This window comes from Aquabacterium soli, from assembly GCF_003933735.1.
In the GTDB taxonomy this organism is placed as follows: Bacteria; Pseudomonadota; Gammaproteobacteria; order Burkholderiales; family Burkholderiaceae_C; genus Aquabacterium; species Aquabacterium soli.
This window is the reverse complement of sequence record NZ_RSED01000025.1, coordinates 39,225-58,772: the sequence shown is the minus strand read 5'-3', so window position 1 is coordinate 58,772 and position 19,548 is coordinate 39,225. Positions and strand designations below refer to the sequence as shown.

Genomic DNA, 19,548 nt, shown 5'->3' with positions numbered 1-19,548 from the left:
GGGCAAGGCCTCCGGTGGCATTCAGATGCACTGATGCTCACTGATGGCATCGGGGGCTGCGTCCGCGCAGCCAAGACATACGGGCCCTTTTGGGGGCCCGTTTTGTTTTTCTGCGGGGGAAGGTGCAAGCCATAAGAGAACCCAGGCACACCGATTGCCACTCCAGCGCCATCGTGGTCTCAACCACCCATCAAAGAGGTGTTCACATGTCCTTTGCTCTGTACATGGTCGGTTTTCTGATCTTCATCGGCGGTGTCGCCTGGGGTTTGGTCACGGCAGGTGTGCCCCACCTGTACGTGATCATCGGCGCCACCATCCTGCTCGGCCTGGGCATGTTCACCGGCGTGGCCCGCACGCGCGGCAAGGATCCTTCGCTCTGATCAGGCGGCGCCATAGGCCAACTGGCGTCGGCGGCGCCAGGCCACGGCCGCCAGACCGGCCAGGGCCAGGGCCCAGGTGCCCGGCTCGGGCACCAGAGTCACCACCGTGCCGTTGATGCCCACCACGTAGAGGCGGCCCAGTCCATCCTCGCCCAGCGAGGCAATGCCTTCCAGGCCGGTCCCATCAAGCACTGCAGCCGTTTCCTCACGCAAGTCCGTCGGCTTGCCATCCGACCCCAGCGCGAAAGAGAAGAGCCGATTGGCCACGAAGTCGCCATAGAAATAGCGTCCATCCGCGCCTTCGATCGATGGCCCGCGGTACACGTAGCCGCCGGTGATGGATTGGCCCACATCGCGCGTGTACTCGAACACAGGGTCGGTCAGGCCAGGGGCCGAGCCGCCCACGCCAGGCGTGGCAATGCTGCCCTCGCGCAGGCGCCATCCATAGTTGTGGCCACCAGGATCACCGGCCAGTTCCAGGTTGATCTCTTCCCGAGCCCCCTGCCCCACGTCGGCAATCCACAGATCGCCCGTCTGCCGGTCAAAACTGTTGCGCCACGGGTTGCGCAAGCCCAGTGCCCATAACTCCGGCCGCACGCCCGCCTGGCCGACGAAGGGGTTGTCCGTCGGGATGGCGTAACCCTCGCCCGTGCCGCTCACATTCAACCGCAGCATCTTGCCCAACAAGGATGAGGTGTTCTGTGCGTTGTTCTGCGGGTCGTTGCCACTGCCTCCGTCGCCGGTGGCGATGTACAGGTTGCTGCTGTCGCCCGGCCGGAAAGCGATCCAGCCGGCCTTGTGGTTCTGGTAGGGCTCTTGCGTGATGCTGATGATGCGCTGCGCCGAGGCCGTGTTCACGGTTTGCGCGCCACTGGCCAGGGTGTAGCGCTCGACCACCGTGTTGTTGGTGGCAGCATCGATGTAGTTCACGTAGAGCCGGCCGTTGCTGGCAAAGCCCGGATCAAAGGCCAGGCCCAGCAAGCCCTGCTCACCGCCCGTGGCCACCTTGGCGCTCAGGTCCAGGAAGGGCGAACTCTGCACCGTGCCGCCTGACAGGATCTTCACCAAGCCGCCCTTCTCGACGATGAACTGGCGGCTGTCGCCAGTGGGCGCCGTGAGATAGAGCGGCTGGTTGAGCCCCGCGGCAACGACCACGCCGTCCAATGCATGCGCCAGTTGCCCCGCCAGACCCAAGGCAGCGCAGGCGGTCACCTTCCACACCGAATCGATGGAACCTCTCATGTTTTCTCCTTGAGGCGCTCTGGCGCGGCGCCGCTGGCGAACAATAGAGTGACAACATCAGCCCTGACAAGAACAGGGCGAGGCAACAATCTGTGTCTGCATGCAGAGGCACGTGCCGCCACTTTGTCACGTCCAGAGACACTCTCGGCCCTCAAAGCACTCAAGCAGGCTGCGGCACCGCCGAAAAGACAGGTGGACGGTTTGGAAGTGAAGCGTCCTTTGCTTGTCTCCTCCTGGCACGTATTTGTGCTTTCACGGGCCCCTACCAGGGCCCGTTTTTTTGGGGCCGGCCCGCACGGCACAAGCAGGTCTTCAGGATGCGAAAAGGCGGCAGCGAGGGCCGCTGTTTCGGCTATTGAAAAGACGGGCCTTGCCGGATGATCGGATCCAAGGTGAGACCCCGTCTCCGTCCTCGCCCAGAACCTCCAAAGCCAGTTCACCATGTTCGTCGCCATCGGTTACATCGTCTGCCTCGGATGCATCTTCGGGGCGTACGCCATTCACGGCGGGAATATGGCGGTGATCATCCACGCCATTCCCACTGAAATGATGGCCATCGGCGGGGGCGCCATCGGCGCCTTCCTGGTCAACAACCAGCCCAAGACGGTCAAGGCCGTGCTGAAATCGTTTGGCCCGCTGTTCAAGGGCTCCAAGTACTCGAAAGAGCGCTACATGGAGCTGATGGCCATGCTCTACGAGGTGCTGCAGAAGATCCGCAAGGAAGGCCTGATGGCCATCGAAAAGGACGTCGAGGATCCGCACAACTCCGCCCTCTTCAGCAAGTACGCCACCGTGGGTCACGACCACCATGTGATCGAGTTCGTGACCGACTACCTGCGCATGATGGTCTCGGGCAACCTCAACGCCCACGAGATCGAATCCCTGATGGACAACGAGATCGACACCCATCACCACGAGGGCCACGGCGCCGTGGCGGCGGTGGCCCGGCTGGCCGGCGCCCTGCCCGCCTTCGGCATCGTGGCGGCTGTGCTGGGTGTGGTCAACACCATGGGCTCGGTGGGCCAGCCCCCGGCCGTGCTGGGCGGCATGATCGGCTCGGCCCTGGTGGGTACCTTTCTCGGCATTCTGCTGGCCTACGGCGTGGTGGAGCCCCTGGGCGGCCTGATGGAGCAAAAGCTCGACGAGAACACCAAGGAATTCCAGGTGATCAAGACCACGCTGCTGGCCAGCATGCAGGGCTATGCGCCGCAGGTGGCCGTCGAGTTCGGACGCAAGGTGCTGTACTCGACAGAGCGCCCCACCTTCGCCGAGCTGGAAAGCCACGTCAAGGGCAAGAAGTAAGCGAAGGGCTGAGCCATGGCCGGCGATTCCAAAAAAGTCCAGCCCATCATCATCAAGCGCATCAAGAAGGGCGGCCATGCCGCCCATGGTGGCGCCTGGAAGATCGCCTACGCCGACTTCGTGACGGCCATGATGGCCTTCTTCCTGCTGATGTGGCTGCTGGGCTCGACCACCGAGGGTGACAAAAAAGGCATTGCCGACTACTTCAACTCGCCGCTGAAGGTGGCGATGTTCGGCGGCAGCGGCTCGGGCGATTCGTCCAGTGTGATCAAGGGCGGCGGCACCGACCTGAGCAACACCTCAGGACAGGTCAAGCGCGGCCAGGTCGAGGCACCCAAGCGCACCTTCAACCTGCAGGCATTGAAAGCCATGCGCGAGCAACAGGCCCAGGCCGAAGCGGCACGCCTGAAGGTGCTCAAGGAGAAGGTGGAAGAGGTCATCGCCAACGACAGCCGCCTGGCACAGTACAAATCGCAGATCAGGCTGGACCTGACGGCCGAGGGCCTGCGCATCCAGATCGTGGACAACCAGAACCGTCCCATGTTCGACAGCGGCAACGCCGATGTCAAAGGCTACATCCAGGACATCCTCAGGGCCATCGGCGGCGTGTTGCGCGAAGTGCCCAACAAGCTCACCATTGAAGGCCATACCGATTCGAAACCCTTCAGCAGCGGCGACCGGGGCTACAGCAACTGGGAGCTGTCGGCCGACCGTGCCAACGCCTCGCGGCGCGAGTTGATCGCCGGCGGCCTGCCCGGCGACAAGGTGCTGCGCGTGCAGGGCCTGGCCGCCAGCATGCTGTACGAGAAGGACGCCCCCGAAAGCCCCCTGAACCGGCGCATCAGCATCATCGTGATGAACCGGGAGGCCGAAGACCGTGTCTTCAAGGCCGCCGAGGCCGAAGCCACCGCTTCTGCGCCAGAGGACGCAGAGAACATCCCGGCGATGGCGCCGCAGTAGCCCTTTATGGCCTCCCTCGTGTCATAAAACACTCAAGACAGGGCAGCGCAGGCCGATAAGGGATCGAACAGGTTTTGCAAGGGCCCTCAGTGCCCATGATGTGTCAAGCAAGGAAGCGCCATGACCACCCCGAACGTCGATATGAAATTCCTCATCGTGGATGACTTTTCCACCATGCGCCGCATTGTGCGGGGCCTGTTGAAGGAAATCGGCTATGCCAATGCCGAAGAAGCCGAAGACGGCGCCGTGGCCCTGAACATGCTGCAGGCCGGCTCGTATGACTTCGTCGTCAGCGACATCAACATGCCGAACATGAACGGCTTCGACCTGCTCAAGGCCATCAAGGCCGATGACAAGCTCAAGCACCTGCCGGTGCTGATGGTCACCGCAGAAGCCCGCAAGGAAGACATCGTGCTCGCCGCCCAGACAGGCGCCGCTGGCTACATCGTCAAGCCCTTCACCAAGGCCACCTTGGAAGAGAAGGTCCAGAAGATCATGCAAAAAGTGACGGCTGCAGCCTGAGCCAGGGGAAAGCGAGATGAAAATGGACGAGCTCCCACCCATGACGATGCCTGCGGCGTCACCCGAGATCTTCCAGCAGCTGGGCACCCTGACCCGGCAGCTGCACGACACACTCAACATGCTGGGCGTGCTGCCCAAGCTGAAGGATTCGGTCGACAACCTGCCGGATGCGCGGAGCCGTCTGAGCTACATCGCCACCAAGACGGAACAGGCTGCCGAGAAGGTGCTGAACCTGGTGGACGAGGCCAAGGCCGACCAGGACCACATCGCCAGCGAAACGCGCAAGCTGGCCAAGCTGATCGTGGCCGACCCGGTGAAAGCCGTGGCCAGTGGCGCCGTGATGAACTTCGTCGAAGACGTCGAGAAGGTCACCGGCCGCGTCGACAAGCACCTGACCGACATCATGATGGCGCAGGATTTCCACGACCTGACCGGCCAGGTGGTGGCCAAGGTGGTGACCCTGGCCAACGACCTGGAAAACCAGCTGGTCAAGCTGCTGGTGCAGGCTGCCCCGCCCGAGCAGGCCCAGAAGGTGGAAGCGGCCCTGACCGCACACCACCACGAAACGGCGAACCTCAACGGCCCGGTGGTGAACCCCGAAGGCCGCACCGATGTGGTGAGCAACCAGGGCGAGGTCGACGACCTGCTGGCATCGCTGGGCTTCTGAGCCGTTCAGCGCATCAAGCCATCAAGGCGGCCCTTCGGGGCCGCCTTTGCTTTTCAGCGCCTTGATGCCTCGAGCAAGGCCTCTTTGACGCCAGGCACCTGGCGGCGTGAGACCGCCAGCCACTCTCCCCCACCCGCGCTGGCAGCCGGGCCGACCTGCACGGCCCAGCCCTCGGTGCCATCGGCATCGTCACGCCGCTCCAGCCTGCGCACGGCCAGACGCGCCACCAGGGCATTGCGGTGCACGCGGATCACGCTGGCGCCCAGGCGCTCTTCCAGATCGGTGAGCGAATCATCGAGCACATAGCTGTGGGTGGCAGTGCGCAAGGTCACGTACTTGAGTTCGGCCTTCAGGTAGAGGATGTCCGAGATGGGCACCTTCACGACGCGGCCACGCTCTTGCACCAGCAGCGTGGCCGGGGTGGCCTGCAGAGCCTGAGGCGCCGCCAAGACGGTTGATTGACGCTTGCGGCAACGGGCCATGGCCTGGGCCAGGCGCTCTTGCCGCACGGGCTTGGTCAGGTAATCGCTGGCCTCCAGTTCGAAGGCCTTGAGCGCGTGCTCGGTGTGCGCGGTGACGAACACCACTTGCGGCGCAGGCGTCAGCCCCCTGATCTTGTCGGCCAGACGCAGGCCATCGGGGCCGGGCATCTGGATGTCCAGCAGCACCACATCCGCCAATCCAGGCCGGGCCTCCAGCCAGGCCAAGGCAGCCCCTGCATCGCCCGCCTCGCCCACCACCTGCACCGGCTCGTCCAACCGCGACAGCAGCACGGCGAGTCGCTGGCGGGCCAGGGGCTCGTCGTCGACCACCAGGGCGCGCAAGGGATGCACCGGCTCGCTCATGGGGTGCCTCCGGCGGGGAAGGACAGGCGCACCACGAAGCAGTGCTGCCCTGCATCGGGCGACACAGGCCGCAAGGCCGTCTCGAACTCGGCCTGCACATCGTGCATCAGCAGCAGGCGCTGGCGCACGTTGCGCAGGGCGATGCCATGCCCCCGCCGGGGCGTGCCCGAAGCAGGCGCGGCCGCCGGATCCAGGGGGCTCGGCACGGAGTTGCTCACCGTCACCACCACACGGCCGCCCTTGCGGGAGGCCTCCACCCGAACCCAGCCCCCCTGGGGATCGGATTCCACCCCGTGCTTGACGGCGTTCTCCACCAGGGGCTGCAGCAGCAGCGTGGGCACCAAGGCAGCGCCCGCGGACTCATCCACATGCCAGTTCACCGACAGGCGCTCACCGAAGCGCAGTTGCTCGATGCCCAGGTAGCGCCGTGCCAGCTCCACCTCATCGGCCAGTGAGGAATGCGTTTCCGGCGAGGCCAGGGCCCGGCGGAACAGCTCGGCCAGGTCTTCCAGCACGGCCTCGGCGCGGTCCGGATCCACCTGCACCAGCGCGATGGCCGTGTTGAGCGTGTTGAACAGGAAATGCGGGCGGATGCGGGCCTGCAGCTCCACCAACCGGGCCTGCACCTGGGCCGGGTCGGTGCGCCCCTGGCGCTGGCGCAGCCAGGCCAGGCACACAGCGGCCAGGGCGGCGCCCGTGGCCATCGGCGCCACCAGGGCCCAGGGCGCCAGGGACTGTTGCCCCAGCCACCAGTCCATCAACCAGAACTGCACATGCCCGTAGGCAGCCGACAGCGCGCCCCACAGCACCACCGCCGCCCATTGAGTGGAGGCGCCGCGACGGCCCAGCCAGCGACGGGCCCCGCACACCCCCACCAGCCACAGCAGGCAGCCCGGCAAGGCCACGGCCGAGCCCTGCCCCCAGCGCATCAACCAATCCACAGGCCCGGCAGAGTCGTACAACGTCGCCAGCCACAGAACGGCCTGCACCCCCAGCAGCACACGCAGCACCACGCCTACGTGGCAGACATCGAAGGTGGCAGCCCCATCGCCCAGCATCAAGCCACGGCCTTTTGGGGCGTCGCCATCCCCAGTCACGGCCCACATCGTTGGCGCGCGCAAGGGGTCGATCGCACCATCGTGGGCGACCACACCGCTCGCAAGGGAGTCCTTGTCTTTAAAATCCATGGTTTGCACATTCTGCGTCACTCTTTGCGCCTCGCGGCGCGCGCCCCGCCATGAGCACGAATCAACTGGACAAGAAGTCCCAAGCCTGGTCCGCCCTGTTCTCCGAACCGATGAGCGACCTGGTCAAGCGCTACACCGCCAGCGTGTTCTTCGACAAGCGGCTGTGGCGGGCCGACATCCAGGGCTCGCTGGCCCACGCCGACATGCTGAACGCCCAGGGGCTGATCTCGGCCGATGACCTTGCCTCCATCCAAAAGGGCATGGCGCAGATCACGCAGGAGATCGAATCCGGCCAGTTCGAATGGAAGCTCGACCTGGAAGACGTGCACCTGAACATCGAGGCGCGCCTGACCACCCTGGTGGGCGACGCCGGCAAGCGACTGCACACCGGCCGCTCGCGCAACGATCAGGTGGCCACCGACGTGCGCCTGTGGCTGCGCGGCGAAGTGGATGAACTGGGCGTGCTGCTGACCGCGCTGCAAAAAGCCCTGGTGGACGTGGCCGAGCAGAACGCCGACACCATCCTGCCCGGCTTCACGCACCTGCAGGTGGCCCAGCCCGTGGCGTTCGGCCACCACCTGCTGGCCTATGTGGAGATGTTCGCGCGCGACGCCGAGCGCCTGGTCGACCTGCGCAAGCGCATCAACCGCCTGCCGCTGGGCTCGGCCGCCCTGGCCGGCACCAGCTACCCGCTGGACCGCGAGCGCGTGGCCCGCAGCCTGGGCATGGTTGACGAGGCCGGACGGCCGGCCGTGTCGCAGAACAGCCTGGATGCCGTGAGCGACCGCGACTTCGCCATCGAATTCACCGCCGCAGCCTCGCTGGTGATGGTGCACATCTCGCGCCTGTCTGAGGAGCTGATCCTGTGGATGAGCCAGAGCTTCGGCTTCATCGACCTGGCCGACCGCTTCTGCACCGGCTCGTCGATCATGCCGCAGAAAAAGAACCCTGACGTGCCCGAGCTGGCGCGCGGCAAGACCGGCCGCGTGGTGGGCCACCTGATGGGCCTGATCACCCTGATGAAGGGCCAGCCCCTGGCCTACAACAAGGACAACCAGGAAGACAAGGAGCCGCTGTTCGACACGGTCGACACGCTCAAGGACACGCTGCGCATCTTTGCCGAGATGGCCGCCGGCATCACCGTCAAGCCCGAGGCCATGGAGCGCGCCGCCAGGAAGGGCTACGCCACTGCCACCGACCTGGCCGATTACCTGGTCAAGAAAGGCCTGCCCTTCCGCGATGCGCACGAGGTGGTCGCCCATGCCGTGAAGGATGCGATTGCCGCGGGCGTGGACCTGTCCGAACTGCCGCTGGACAAGCTGCAGACCTACAACCCAGCCATCGAGCAGGATGTGTTCGAGGTGCTGAGCCTGCGCGGCTCGCTCAACGCGCGCAACCTGCTGGGCGGCACGGCGCCTGAACAGGTGCGGGCGCAGGTGGCGAGGCATCGTACCCGCCTGGGCTGAACCCAAGCGCCCCATCCCCACCTCCCTAGTTCGCAGAGGTGTGCTCACGTCCTGATTCAAGGAGAATGAATCAGCAGGCGTGAGCCACGTCCAAGAAACGCACAGGGGTGATGGGGGATGATCACTGAAAGCCAGTTTGACGGCGTGGTCACGGGCTTCTATGCTGCGGCCACTGGCGAGCTTGCCTGGGAGGAAGCCCTGCTGCCCGTCCATACCCTGTTCCGCTCACGCACGGCCATCGTTCAATCCGTCGACCTGTCCACGGGGCACATCGTGCAGTTCTCCCACGCAGGAGACCCGATGCCCGACGCCATCCTCAGCTACCTGAGGCACTGGCACGAAATCGATCCCCGGCGAAGTCATCTGCTGTCCCACGCCCCTGAAATGCTGGGGCAGTGGTGGCACTGCCATGACCATTTCGACGAGGAGTTCGTGTCGAAGAACCGCTTCTACCGCGAGTTTCTCCCCGCCCAGCAGACACGGTACCTGGCGACCCTGCTCCAGCAGCCCGCCAGTGACACGATGACAGCGCTGTCGCTGGAGTTGCCGGCGGAGCGCGGACCACTGGACTGCGATGAACAACACCTCATCGCGCGTATCGGCCGGCATTTCTCGGATGCGTTGCGAGCCTACGAGCGCGTGCGCCGGATGGCCTCACAGGCCTTGGCCGGCCATGCACTGCTGGACACCTTTGCACACCCCATGTGGCTGATCGACACAGACCGTGTGGTGCTGCATGCCAACCAGGCGGCCCGAACGGTGGCAACCGAAGAGCGCCGCATGGGTCTGAACGGCCGGCGCATGGTCTGGAAGGTCAACGGCGTGGATCGAAAGATCGGAGAGATGCTCACATCACTGGCAAGCCAGGTGCAGCACGGCCAGCACGCGGTGGTGGACGCACGAGGCTCGAAAGGGGATACACCGAGCTGGCTGCACATGCGGGTGCTGGATCCGGCCCGCGTGCTGGGCACCGCGTTTGGCAACCGCCCCATGTTGCTGATCACCCTGTTCGATCCCCTGCAGATGCGGGAGCTCGATGCCTTCGCCTTGTCAGAGGTATTCGGCATGACGCCAGCAGAGGGCCGGGTGGCAGCCCTGCTCAGCGAAGGCCTGAGCGCGCAGGCCATTGGCCAGCGCCTGGGTTGCCGTGAAAGCACGGTGCGCACTCACTTACGCCATGTGTTGCACAAGCTTGGGGCGGCCAAGGTCACGGAGGCGGTGAGCTTGCTGCGCCAAGGACAGGTCCTGTGGGCGCGGCCGGCCGCCTGAACCGCTGCCGCTGCCCCGACATCCCTTCGCCCAGCCGCCATCAGCGCAGCCTCATCGTCCCCATCGGATGAAATCGCGCAGAAGTGTCGATCACGTCACTTGCCCAGCGTGTAGATGTACTGCGCCCACACCGACGCCACGTGCGCAGCTTGGTCCACCCGATCGGCCTGCACACCGGCGGCAAAGCCCCCATGCGCCATCTGCAGGCGCAACGCCTGAAAGCGCGGCTCCACGGCCACGCCATAGCGCCACTCGCCCGTGGCCTGCCAGCCCAGCCAAGCCTGCTGCAGCCCCCAACGGCGGTTCAGGCTCAGTTGCCACTCGCCAACATGGCTGCGCCAGGCCAGATCGGCCTGCACGCTGCCTGGAATGCGCATCTTCAAGGTGCGCCGCGTGTAGGCCCCCTGCAGCGCCGGCTGGTAATCCAGGTAGCCATCAGGGGTGCGTGAACCGACCCGGCTGGTCAGCTCGGCACGGATGGTGTTCACCCCTTTCCACCACAACCGGGACGCCACATCGCGGGCATCGACGCGCAAGGACCAATCGGGGGCTGGCGCCCATCGCCATGCCAGCGAGAGGCTGTAGCCTGCACCGCGGCTTGCCGGTGCCGCGGTGAAAGGTGCATCGGTGCGGCTGTCATCGTCGCGCAGCGCCAGCCGATGATCGTACTCACCCGCACCGTCGTAGATCAGCTCACCATCGGCCCCCACGCGCCGCAGGCGCTGCAGTGTCAGCCACTGCATGCCAGCCTGCCATTGGCCGACTCCGGCAGGCAGCCATGGCGTTCGCAAGGTTGGGCCCTGGCCTCGCCAGAGCAACACATCGGCCCGCGGCTCGAACACCACGGGCCCGGGCGGATCGCGCCTGGCCTGGTAGAACTGCACCACTTCGGCGGCGTCACCCGAGGCACGCACGAACGCCTCGGTGCGTGCCCCCCAGCCCAAGGCCCAAGGGCCCGGGGCCGATCGCCAAGGCACCGAGAGAAGCACGCCCGCCTCAGCCGACACCGCCTGGTAAGCCCGCTGGGTGCTGCCATTGCCTCGACGCCGGTAGCCGCGCTGCCAATCGCCTTCGATGTCCATCACCGGCAGACCATTGGACAAGGCTTCTGCGCACGCCTGGCCATACACCCCAGCGAACCAGGGCTGCGAGGCTTCAGCGGGCTCGGCCGCGAGCGGCGCCTTCCCACACAGGCTCAGCAACACCGCGCCAAGCACGCCCAACATTGATGGCGAAGGGCGATACCCGCCCCTTCTTGAAGGCACCGAACACCTCAGAACGATTCGAACGTGCCATCGGCATAGTCGATCCGCCCTGTGCTGCGGTTCACTGTACCCACCACCACGCCGCCACTGCCTGTGATCTGCGAGCTCGCATTGAGCTTTGACAGCGCCACGCTCACACCACCAGGGCCGGTCAGGCTCAATGTCCACAGCCCGCTCGGCTGCTGAGTGCTGGACTGGATGTTGATGGTCCGATCACCCTGCTGGTAGCTGCCTGAGCCTGTCACCGTGCCGAACGTGGCGTTGTTGAGGTTGATGTTGATGAGCAGCGGCGGCACATCCTGCAGGTACAGGGTGCCCTGGAAGGCGACCTGCTTGGGCAGGAAGTTGTCTGCTCGTTCCTCACCATTGAACTGGTCAGGGTTGAACACACCCAGGTTGCTGGCGATCAAGGTCAAGGTACCGGAGAAGAGCGCCGTGTCGGGGTTCTCCTTGATCTGGCCAGCAAACACCACCTTCGTGGGCCACTCATCCCCGCCGGCGGCAACACCGTAGTCGCTCACATCCAGGGTACCGGTGACCTGGCTGCCGCCAGCCACCGAGGCCTGCAACACAAAGTGGCCCCGGTTGGCGCTGTAGTCGACCACTTCGCTGTTCAGTTGCCCGGGCACCGCCAGGCGTGCGATGACATGGCTGCCATTGGCCAGGCCCACCGTGACCAGTTCCTCGTCCGTGACAGCGGACACCGTCGAGATCAACCCCGTGATGGACAGCTTGCTCAGCCCGCCGCCTTGGGCTGCCACCGACAGCGCCACATCCACCGTCAGCGATTCGGCGCCAATGCTGCCGCCTTCAGACACAGTGGGGGGCAGATCACCCTGCAAGGTCAGCGCCGTCAGATCCGTGCCGGTGCCGGTGGCGGTGACCAGCACGTCCTCGGCGTCCGACAAGGCCTGCGCGTCCCCGATCCAGTTCACAGGATCACTGGGCCACGCAGCGTTCAGCGCGGTCTCCTGCTTCGCCAGGGACGAAGTCACCGTGTAGCCGCGACCACCTGCCACGGTGCGGGGAGACACCGTGAACCGGTGCTGGTACAGGAAGCGGCGACCACCTGTGGTCTCGTCCGCATAGGTGATGCTGCAGGCCACATAGTCTGCATTCTGGTAGGTGGTGGCTTCCACACTGAAGCCTGCATCCGAGTAGAGCGTGCAGCCCGCGCCGCTGGATCCCCGCGGGCTGGGCACGATCAGTTCGCTCGCCGGGGCGGGCAAGGCGCCGCTGTAGCCCCCTCGGGCGTACTTGTCGAGTTGCTCCGTCGTCAGGACCAGGGTCTGGATGATCGCCACGCGGCCCGTCGAAAGTGGCTGCAGCGCATCTGCCAAGGATGTCTGCACACCACCCAGCCGGTGCCCCAGGTCTTCCAGCGCGCGGGCATTGTCACGCACGCTGTCGATCAGCAGCTTGGCGTTCTCGATGGCGGTGCGCTGGGCCACGGGAATCAGCGTTTCAGGCTGCTGCTGGACATCCGCCGGAATCACGTCGCCCTGGTAGTCTCCGCGGGCCACCGCATCCTGCTTGGCCTCATTCAAGGCAGCACCGACAGCGGGGTCGAACGTACCGCCCGTTGCAAGTGCATTGATGACACATTGCAGGCGGGCGATCTGGTCGCTTCCGGCGCAGCCCAGGCTGGGCGAAGCCACCAACTCCGACACCGCGGCCAGCATCAGCGCCGGCGCGTTCTTGGGTGCGGTGCCGGCGGCTGCGAACTCGGGGGCCTGGACCAGCGGATCGAAGTGCAGGTAGCTTCTGATGTCCTCGTTCGCGTCCACGACCTTGGCCTGCGTGAGCAGGCCAGATCCTGACACGAGCGCCTTGGCAACGGCCATCTCAGAGAAGGGCGTCACATGCACGCTGGTGGTGCCGCTGCTTCCCACCACGGAGGCAGCACGCAGCGTGAAATTGCTGGTCGACAGGTCGATCTCGGTGTCGGTGGCCTCGTCCGCCATCGTCGTGCCCGCGATGGCCGAGATCTTCACCAGCACCAAGGCCCCCACCGGCAGCCCGGACAGGCTGTACTTGCCTTCTGCGTCCGTCGTGGTGCGCCCCACTTCGATCTCATTGCCATTCTCGATGCGGTAGGCGATCACCCGCGCATTGCGCAACAGGCCTTTGGAAGCGATGCCCGACACCGATGCGGTGGCCGGACCGGCGGGCGGCTCGTCGTCATCGCTGCCCCCTCCTCCACCACAGGCCCCCAGGGCCAACAACACGGCCAAGGCCAACGGGGTGATGGCACGGCGGGGCAGGAAACGCGGTTGGGCGAGCATGAAGAACTCCTTGAAAATCTCGTGATGCAGGTTTTGGATCAACGCATCCTGCCCAATGCCCTGTCACGGGTCTTCATCAAAACTGATGACACCGCCCCCCTAACTCGCGGCCCTTGACACCCCGACCGCCGAAACAATGAAACGAGAACCCTTGATGACCGAGGCCTACTTCCAGGAGGCCATCGACCACATCCAGTCGACCGTGGCGGAGCGTGCGGCCAAGTTGAAGAACAACACCGGGCAGATCAAGAAGCCGCAGGTGTTCGCTCACGCCAACTTCCGCGACCAGTGCGAGCTGCTGGTCGCGCGCTATTCGGCGGGTGAACCGGTCGACACGCTCGCCAATGGCCTGGACGCCCTTGTCTCGGCCTGGGAGACCGTCCTGTCCACGCCAGGCTCCTCAGCCAACGACCTGGCCTACCTTGACGACTACGTGCGATCGCTGTGGATCGTCAGCCTGGCCCTGATCTTCGATGCCAGCGATGCGCTGTGGCAGAGGATCCTCACATGCGCGGGCAACGAGGGCAAAGACCGCTTGTTCGAGCGCCTCGTCAGCGTCCGCACGCCGGGGCGCCGTGCTGCAAATGCGCTGCTCCACACCAGGGCATACGCATGCCTTGACGCGGCTGCAGAGAAAAAATCCGCTGACGAGATGACTCGCTTCCTGAAGGCCTGGTACCCGGCCTTGCACGAGGTTGGCTGGCACGCAAGCCACAAGGGGCCGGATGGCGGCGGCTTCTTCGGCTACTGGGCGATAGAGGCCGCGGGGGTGGTAACTGCCTTCGGCATTGACGACAGCGCTTTCAGGGATCTGCCCTATTACCCCAAGGATCTGGCCGACCATGGCCGCGCCGCCTGAGGCCGCAGCTTGCTGGCAAGCCCCTTGAGCGGCACTCCTTGACGACGCGCAACAACGACTGGCCGGCGCTGGGCTACTGTCCAGCATCAACGCCGCCGATGCGCCCTGGTTTCGTCAAGGAGCTCTCATGCCCACCCTCGTCTGGTCCGACGCCCTGTCCCTGTCCATGCCCGTGATGGACCACACCCACGAGGAGTTCGTGGACCTGCTGGCCCTGGTCGAACAGGCCGATGACAGCACCTTGCTGGCCCGTTGGCAGACGCTGATCGAGCACACCGAGGATCACTTCGGGCGTGAAGATGACTGGATGCGTGCCACGGGCTTTGCCCCAGGCAACTGCCACACCACGCAGCACACCGTGGTGCTGGAGGTGATGCGCGACAGCGCCCGGCGCGGTTCGCAAGGCGAGCTGGATTGGGTGCGGCGCATCGCGGCCGAGCTGGCCGACTGGTTTCCGAACCATGCGCAGACCATGGATGCGGGCCTGGCCCTGCACCTCAAGAGCGTGGGCTACGACCCGGTCACCGGCGAGCTTGAAGCGCCCTCCGCCTTGCCGGCGCAGGCGATCACAGGGTGCGGCTCGAGCAGTTGCCACGACAAGACTGCGGCCAACGACACGCAGGCGCCTCAGCGCACGGAAGCCGCCAACGAGCCCTTGCCCGAAGGCGAGAGCCTGGTCTGATCAGCCCCGCAGGACTTTGACATTGGCGGCTGTGCCGCCTGTGCTGGCCGATGCCAGGAAGCCGCCGAAGCGCGCCCGCACCTGGCGCTCGATGCCCGCGGCATCCAGGCCCTGCAGCGCCAGCAGCTTGGCCGGGTCTCCATGCTCGATGAACTGATCAGACAGGCCCAGCATCAGCAGCGGCACCTGGACACCCGCCTGGGCCAACGCCTCGGCCACAGCCGATCCGGCACCACCCATCACGCAGCCCTCCTCCACGGTGACCAAGGCATCGTGCGTGCAGGCCAGCTCTGCCAACAGCTCAGTGTCCAGCGGCTTGATGAAGCGCATGTTGGCCACCGTGCCATCGAAGCCCTCGGCCGCCTGCAGCGCCGGGTAGAGCAAGGTGCCGAAAGCCAGCACCGCGATACGAGCCCCTGACGGAGCCCCCGACTGCCGGCGGACCTCGCCCTTGCCCCAGGGCAAGGTCTGCAGATCCGTGCCCACGGCCACACCGGCCCCCGTGCCACGCGGATAGCGCACGGCCACCGGGTGGTTCTGCTCGTACGCAGCAGACAGCGCCTGGCGGCATTCGTTCTCGTCGGCTGGGGCCAGCAGGCTCATGTTCGGGATGCAGCGCACGAAAGCGATGTCGAACGCGCCCATGTGCGTGGCGCCATCGGCCCCCACGATGCCCGCGCGGTCCAGCGCGAACACCACCGGCAGGTTCTGGATGGCCACGTCATGGATCAGTTGATCGTAGGCACGCTGCAGGAAGGTGGAGTAGATGGCCACCACCGGCTTGAGCCCTTCGCAGGCCAGGCCGGCCGCGAAGGTGACGGCATGCTGCTCGGCGATGCCGACATCGAAGTAGCGCCCCGGGTAGCGCTGCTCGAACTCCACCATGCCCGAGCCCTCGCGCATCGCCGGGGTGATCGCCACCAGGCGCGTGTCGTGCGCCGCCATGTCGCACAGCCACTGGCCGAACACCTGTGTGAAGCTGGGCTTGGCCGGCACGGCCGGCACCACCTTGGCCAGGCCCACGGCCGGGTCGAACTTGCCGGGGCCGTGGTAGGCGATCGGATCGGCTTCGGCCAGCTTGTAGCCATAGCCCTTTTTGGTGACCACGTGCAGGAACTGCGGGCCCCCGCGGTCTCGCAGGTTTTCCAGCGTAGGGATCAGCGAATCCAGGTCGTGTCCATCGATGGGGCCGACGTAGTTCAGGCCGAACTCTTCGAAGATCGTGGCCGGCACGACCAGGCCCTTGGCGTGCTCTTCGAGCTTCTTGGCCAGCTCGAACAGCGGCGGTGCGTTGCGCAGCACCTGCTTGGCACCCTCGCGCGCAGCGGCATAGAAGCGGCCCGACATCAGGCGCGCCAGGTAGCGGTTCAGCGCGCCCACCGGCGGCGAGATCGACATGTCGTTGTCGTTGAGCACCACCAGCACATCGGCCAGGCGGCCCTGGTGCGGCATGCCCGCGTTGTTCAGGGCCTCGAAGGCCATGCCGGCCGTCATGGCGCCATCGCCGATGATGGCCACGGCCTTGCGGGCCTCGCCGCGCAGCTGCGCGCCGATGGCCATGCCCAAGGCCGCCGAGATCGAGGTGGACGAGTGCGCCGTGCCGAAGGTGTCGTACTCGCTCTCGTCACGGCGCGGGAAGCCGCTCATGCCGCCCAGCTGGCGCAGGGTGGGCATGCGGTCGCGGCGGCCTGTCAGGATCTTGTGCGGGTAGGTCTGGTGGCCCACGTCCCACACCAGGCGGTCGTTGGGCGTGTCGAACACGTAGTGCAAGGCGATGGTGAGCTCCACCGTGCCCAGGTTGGACGACAGGTGCCCGCCCGTGCGCGCCACGCTTTGCAGCAGGTGGTCGCGCAGTTCCACGGCCAGCTGCTTGAGCTCGGCGCGCGACAACCGCTTGATGTCGGCGGGGGAATCGATCCGGGTCAGCAGGGGGTGGCTCATGGTGGGGTCCTCAGGGGTGTCGGGCACCCCATGTTCTGGTTCTGTCGTGTTCAGTGGTCGCGGTGCACGATGCGCTCGGCCAGTGCACGCAATGGGGCACAGGCCGCCGTGTCCAGTCCGCTGGCCACGAGCGCGCTCAAGGCATCGTCGAGTAGCCGCGCGGCCTCGGCGCGGGCGCCATCCAGGCCCAGCAGGCTGACATACGTAGGCTTGTTGGCGTCGGCATCCTTGCCCGCCGTCTTGCCCAGGGTGTCGGAAGGCTGGGTGGCGTCCAGAACGTCATCGACGATCTGGAAGGCCAGGCCCATGGCCTCGGCATAGTCGGTGAGCGCCTGCCAAGCCGGCGTGGCAGGCGCCAGGCTGCCACAGGCTGCCCCCATCTGCACACTCGCGCGCAGCAGGGCACCGGTCTTGAGGCTGTGCATGTGGCGCAAGGCGTGCTCGTCAAGCACCGTTCCCACGCTGGCAAGGTCGATGGCCTGGCCGCCGGCCATGCCCGCCTGCCCCGCCGCCTGGGCCAGCAAACGACACAGTCGGGCCTGCACGGCCGGCATCACGGTGGCGCCCTCACCCGCCGCGGCGACATCGGGCGTCAGCACCTCGAAAGCCAAGGCCTGCATGGCATCGCCAGCCAGCATGGCCCGGGCCTCGCCATAACGCACATGCACTGTGGGCTTGCCCCGGCGCAGCACATCGTTGTCCATGCACGGCAGGTCGTCGTGGACCAGCGAGTAGGCGTGGATCAGCTCCACGGCACAGGCACCACGCAAGGCCGCATCATGGCCTGCGGGCAAGGCCAGTGCGCCTGTGGCCTCTGCGGCAGCCATCACCAGCAGCGCCCTCAGGCGTTTGCCGCCATCGAGCACACCGTAGCGCATGGCCTCGCCCAGCTCGGCTGGCGAATCCACAGGCACCCAGGCGTCCAGCGCCTGCTCCACTTGGCTGAGCACCGAGCCCGACCACACCTGATAGGCCTCGGGTTTCATGCGTCGTTCCACGGTTTGAGTTGGCCGTCTTCCAGCACCTTCACCTGAGCCTCGATGGCGTCCAGGCGGCTGCGGCAAAAGCCCAGCAACTGCGCGCCACGCCGGTAGTTGTCCAGCAACTGCTCCAGCGGCAAAGCGCCGGACTCCATGCGGACGACCAGACCTTCCAGCTCTGCCAGCGCGTCTTCATAACGCTCGGGCAGCGGCTGCCCCGAGGTCTCATCTGCCTCGGGGTCGGATTTCTTGGAGGGGGAACGGGCCATACGGAAGGGGGAACGCGCAAACCCGCATTGTAATTTCGGTGGGGGCCCTTTGGGCGGCAGGGGCACCCATCAAGAGGTGTCGGCCAAATCGTGCGCACCCACACCACAGAACCCGGCCCCTCACCCGGGGTGAGCATTGCCCGGGTTCTCCCCCCTTCCTGCCAGCATTGGGTACAATCCCCAGTTCCCTGAATGCTTCCGCCGCCCCGCGAGTTTTTCGCCAGAGGGCTATTTTTTTCCCTGCGGAGGGGGTTTGATACATGGTTTTTGGAGATCCTGGGGATCATGTCTGACCTGAGTCATGCGCTCACGGGGCTGCAACGCAGCCATTCCCAATTGCCGGTGTCCGTCTATTTTGACCAGGCACTGCTCAACGCGGAGATCGAGCGCATCTTTCAGTCCGGTCCTCGCTACCTGGGGCATGCTGTGTCGGTGCCCGAGGTCGGCGATCACTACGCACTCCCTCAAGAAGGCGAGGGGCGCGCGCTCGTGCGTACACGTGACGGGGTCGAGTTGATCTCCAACGTGTGCCGCCACCGCCAGGCCATCATGCTCAAGGGCCGTGGCACCAGCCGCCAGGGCAACATCGTCTGCCCGCTGCACCGCTGGACCTACAACCTGCATGGCGAGCTGATCGGCGCCCCGCACTTCGACCACGACCCGTGCCTGAACCTGCGCAACTACAAGCTGCGCAACTGGAACGGGTTGCTGTTCGAGGACAACGGCCGCGACATCGCTGCCGATCTGTCGGGCCTGGAGCACCGCTTCGCGCCGGGTGGGGATCTGGATTTCTCCGGCTACGTGCTCGACAAGGTCGAACTGCACGAGTGCAACTACAACTGGAAGACCTTCATCGAGGTCTACTTGGAGGACTACCACGTCGGGCCCTTCCACCCCGGCCTGGGCAACTTCGTCACCTGCGACGATCTGCAGTGGGACATGGCCAAGGAGTACTCCATCCAGACGGTGGGCATCGCCAACGCCTTGGGCAAGCCCGGCTCCGACGTGTATCGCAAGTGGCACGAGGCTGTCCTGGGCCAGGGTGAAGGCAAGCCGCCATCGCAAGGCGCGGTGTGGATGACCTACTACCCCACGATGATGGTCGAGTGGTACCCGGGCGTGCTGGTCGTCTCGACCCTGCATCCGCAGGGCCCCCAGAAAACACTCAACGTGGTGGAGTTTTACTACCCCGAAGAGATCGCCGCCTTCGAGCGCGAGTTCGTCGAAGCCCAGCAGGCCGCCTACATGGAGACCTGCATCGAGGACGACGAGATCGCCGAGCGCATGGACGCCGGCCGCCTGGCCCTGTTCAAGCGTGGCGACAACGAGGTCGGCCCCTACCAGAGCCCGATGGAAGACGGCATGCAGCATTTCCACGAGTGGTACCGCCGCACGATGGATTTCCGCGGCTGATCACCTCGCAGGCA

18 protein-coding genes are annotated in these 19,548 nt (G+C 65.7%); 10 read left to right on the top strand and 8 right to left on the bottom strand.

Annotated features, from left to right (window positions below; genetic code table 11):
• Positions 1 to 206: 206 nt before the first annotated feature.
• Positions 207 to 380, top strand: coding sequence for a hypothetical protein (locus EIP75_RS24390; RefSeq protein WP_199758668.1), 174 nt, complete (start codon positions 207 to 209; stop codon positions 378 to 380).
• Here the strand turns inward: EIP75_RS24390 and EIP75_RS21410 are convergent, their stop codons facing one another.
• Positions 381 to 1,622, bottom strand: coding sequence for a PQQ-dependent sugar dehydrogenase (locus EIP75_RS21410; RefSeq protein WP_125245233.1), 1,242 nt, complete (start codon positions 1,620 to 1,622; stop codon positions 381 to 383).
• Positions 1,623 to 2,063: 441 nt separating this feature from the next.
• On the opposite strand from EIP75_RS21410, the gene motA reads away from it, so the two are divergent.
• The 4 genes from motA to EIP75_RS21390 all read left to right on the top strand — a co-directional run bounded on the left by motA (position 2,064) and on the right by EIP75_RS21390 (position 5,073).
• Positions 2,064 to 2,924, top strand: coding sequence for a flagellar motor stator protein MotA (motA, locus tag EIP75_RS21405; protein WP_125245232.1), 861 nt, complete (start codon positions 2,064 to 2,066; stop codon positions 2,922 to 2,924).
• A gap of 15 nt (positions 2,925 to 2,939) precedes the next feature.
• Positions 2,940 to 3,884: a flagellar motor protein MotB gene (gene motB / locus EIP75_RS21400; RefSeq protein ID WP_125245231.1), complete on the top strand. Its 945-nt coding sequence runs from the start codon at positions 2,940 to 2,942 to the stop codon at positions 3,882 to 3,884.
• 120 nt (positions 3,885 to 4,004) lie between these two features.
• Complete coding sequence (cheY, locus tag EIP75_RS21395; RefSeq protein ID WP_125245230.1) at positions 4,005 to 4,406, top strand: chemotaxis response regulator CheY; 402 nt, start codon at positions 4,005 to 4,007, stop codon at positions 4,404 to 4,406.
• Positions 4,407 to 4,422: 16 nt separating this feature from the next.
• Positions 4,423 to 5,073 (top strand): protein phosphatase CheZ, encoded by a 651-nt coding sequence (locus EIP75_RS21390; RefSeq protein ID WP_125245229.1) that lies wholly within the window; start codon positions 4,423 to 4,425, stop codon positions 5,071 to 5,073.
• Positions 5,074 to 5,126: 53 nt separating this feature from the next.
• Here EIP75_RS21390 and EIP75_RS21385 read toward each other — a convergent pair whose 3' ends face one another.
• Complete coding sequence (locus tag EIP75_RS21385; RefSeq protein WP_199758667.1) at positions 5,127 to 5,918, bottom strand: LytR/AlgR family response regulator transcription factor; 792 nt, start codon at positions 5,916 to 5,918, stop codon at positions 5,127 to 5,129.
• Complete coding sequence (locus tag EIP75_RS21380; RefSeq protein WP_233584981.1) at positions 5,915 to 7,105, bottom strand: sensor histidine kinase; 1,191 nt, start codon at positions 7,103 to 7,105, stop codon at positions 5,915 to 5,917. Before EIP75_RS21380 ends, EIP75_RS21385 begins: the two co-directional genes overlap by 4 nt.
• 50 nt (positions 7,106 to 7,155) lie before the next feature.
• On the opposite strand from EIP75_RS21380, the gene argH reads away from it, so the two are divergent.
• On the top strand, positions 7,156 to 8,571 hold the full coding sequence (gene argH, locus EIP75_RS21375) for an argininosuccinate lyase (RefSeq protein ID WP_125245228.1): 1,416 nt from the start codon (positions 7,156 to 7,158) through the stop codon (positions 8,569 to 8,571).
• Positions 8,572 to 8,688: 117 nt separating this feature from the next.
• Positions 8,689 to 9,840 (top strand): helix-turn-helix transcriptional regulator, encoded by a 1,152-nt coding sequence (locus EIP75_RS21370; RefSeq protein ID WP_125245227.1) that lies wholly within the window; start codon positions 8,689 to 8,691, stop codon positions 9,838 to 9,840.
• A gap of 95 nt (positions 9,841 to 9,935) precedes the next feature.
• On the opposite strand, the gene EIP75_RS21365 is transcribed toward EIP75_RS21370, so the two are convergent.
• The gene (locus EIP75_RS21365) at positions 9,936 to 11,066 is read right to left on the bottom strand and encodes a hypothetical protein (protein ID WP_125245226.1); all 1,131 of its coding nucleotides are present in this window, start codon (positions 11,064 to 11,066) and stop codon (positions 9,936 to 9,938) included.
• Positions 11,067 to 11,113: 47 nt separating this feature from the next.
• Complete coding sequence (locus tag EIP75_RS21360) at positions 11,114 to 13,390, bottom strand: hypothetical protein (RefSeq protein WP_125245225.1); 2,277 nt, start codon at positions 13,388 to 13,390, stop codon at positions 11,114 to 11,116.
• Positions 13,391 to 13,544: 154 nt separating this feature from the next.
• Here EIP75_RS21360 and EIP75_RS21355 point away from each other — a divergent pair, with 154 nt between their 5' ends.
• Both EIP75_RS21355 and EIP75_RS21350 read left to right on the top strand, forming a co-directional pair.
• Complete coding sequence (locus EIP75_RS21355) at positions 13,545 to 14,249, top strand: PoNe immunity protein domain-containing protein (protein ID WP_158622943.1); 705 nt, start codon at positions 13,545 to 13,547, stop codon at positions 14,247 to 14,249.
• A gap of 127 nt (positions 14,250 to 14,376) precedes the next feature.
• Positions 14,377 to 14,931, top strand: coding sequence for a hemerythrin domain-containing protein (locus EIP75_RS21350; protein WP_125245223.1), 555 nt, complete (start codon positions 14,377 to 14,379; stop codon positions 14,929 to 14,931).
• Here the strand turns inward: EIP75_RS21350 and dxs are convergent, their stop codons facing one another.
• The 3 genes from dxs to EIP75_RS21335 are packed head-to-tail and all read right to left on the bottom strand — an operon-like array spanning position 14,932 to position 18,121.
• Positions 14,932 to 16,872 carry a 1-deoxy-D-xylulose-5-phosphate synthase gene (gene dxs / locus EIP75_RS21345; RefSeq protein WP_125245222.1) on the bottom strand — a complete coding sequence of 647 codons (1,941 nt, stop codon included), beginning with the start codon at positions 16,870 to 16,872 and terminating at the stop codon, positions 14,932 to 14,934.
• A gap of 50 nt (positions 16,873 to 16,922) precedes the next feature.
• On the bottom strand, positions 16,923 to 17,858 hold the full coding sequence (locus tag EIP75_RS21340) for a polyprenyl synthetase family protein (protein ID WP_125245221.1): 936 nt from the start codon (positions 17,856 to 17,858) through the stop codon (positions 16,923 to 16,925).
• Positions 17,855 to 18,121: an exodeoxyribonuclease VII small subunit gene (locus EIP75_RS21335; RefSeq protein WP_125245220.1), complete on the bottom strand. Its 267-nt coding sequence runs from the start codon at positions 18,119 to 18,121 to the stop codon at positions 17,855 to 17,857. Before EIP75_RS21335 ends, EIP75_RS21340 begins: the two co-directional genes overlap by 4 nt.
• A gap of 285 nt (positions 18,122 to 18,406) precedes the next feature.
• On the opposite strand from EIP75_RS21335, the gene EIP75_RS21330 reads away from it, so the two are divergent.
• Positions 18,407 to 19,534: an aromatic ring-hydroxylating oxygenase subunit alpha gene (locus EIP75_RS21330; protein ID WP_125245219.1), complete on the top strand. Its 1,128-nt coding sequence runs from the start codon at positions 18,407 to 18,409 to the stop codon at positions 19,532 to 19,534.
• The last annotated feature ends 14 nt before the right edge of the window (positions 19,535 to 19,548 follow it).

Excerpts from the sequence above, each read along its gene's own strand:
- EIP75_RS24390 (WP_199758668.1), top strand. The coding sequence starts at position 207 with ATGTCCTTTGCTCTGTACATGGTCGGTTTTCTGATCTTCATCGGCGGT.
- EIP75_RS21410 (WP_125245233.1), bottom strand. The coding sequence starts at position 1,622 with ATGAGAGGTTCCATCGATTCGGTGTGGAAGGTGACCGCCTGCGCTGCC.
- motA (WP_125245232.1), top strand. The coding sequence starts at position 2,064 with ATGTTCGTCGCCATCGGTTACATCGTCTGCCTCGGATGCATCTTCGGG.
- motB (WP_125245231.1), top strand. The coding sequence starts at position 2,940 with ATGGCCGGCGATTCCAAAAAAGTCCAGCCCATCATCATCAAGCGCATC.
- cheY (WP_125245230.1), top strand. The coding sequence starts at position 4,005 with ATGACCACCCCGAACGTCGATATGAAATTCCTCATCGTGGATGACTTT.
- EIP75_RS21390 (WP_125245229.1), top strand. The coding sequence starts at position 4,423 with ATGAAAATGGACGAGCTCCCACCCATGACGATGCCTGCGGCGTCACCC.
- EIP75_RS21385 (WP_199758667.1), bottom strand. The coding sequence starts at position 5,918 with ATGAGCGAGCCGGTGCATCCCTTGCGCGCCCTGGTGGTCGACGACGAG.
- EIP75_RS21380 (WP_233584981.1), bottom strand. The coding sequence starts at position 7,105 with ATGGATTTTAAAGACAAGGACTCCCTTGCGAGCGGTGTGGTCGCCCAC.
- argH (WP_125245228.1), top strand. The coding sequence starts at position 7,156 with ATGAGCACGAATCAACTGGACAAGAAGTCCCAAGCCTGGTCCGCCCTG.
- EIP75_RS21370 (WP_125245227.1), top strand. The coding sequence starts at position 8,689 with ATGATCACTGAAAGCCAGTTTGACGGCGTGGTCACGGGCTTCTATGCT.
- EIP75_RS21365 (WP_125245226.1), bottom strand. The coding sequence starts at position 11,066 with ATGTTGGGCGTGCTTGGCGCGGTGTTGCTGAGCCTGTGTGGGAAGGCG.
- EIP75_RS21360 (WP_125245225.1), bottom strand. The coding sequence starts at position 13,390 with ATGCTCGCCCAACCGCGTTTCCTGCCCCGCCGTGCCATCACCCCGTTG.
- EIP75_RS21355 (WP_158622943.1), top strand. The coding sequence starts at position 13,545 with ATGACCGAGGCCTACTTCCAGGAGGCCATCGACCACATCCAGTCGACC.
- EIP75_RS21350 (WP_125245223.1), top strand. The coding sequence starts at position 14,377 with ATGCCCACCCTCGTCTGGTCCGACGCCCTGTCCCTGTCCATGCCCGTG.
- dxs (WP_125245222.1), bottom strand. The coding sequence starts at position 16,872 with ATGAGCCACCCCCTGCTGACCCGGATCGATTCCCCCGCCGACATCAAG.
- EIP75_RS21340 (WP_125245221.1), bottom strand. The coding sequence starts at position 17,858 with ATGAAACCCGAGGCCTATCAGGTGTGGTCGGGCTCGGTGCTCAGCCAA.
- EIP75_RS21335 (WP_125245220.1), bottom strand. The coding sequence starts at position 18,121 with ATGGCCCGTTCCCCCTCCAAGAAATCCGACCCCGAGGCAGATGAGACC.
- EIP75_RS21330 (WP_125245219.1), top strand. The coding sequence starts at position 18,407 with ATGTCTGACCTGAGTCATGCGCTCACGGGGCTGCAACGCAGCCATTCC.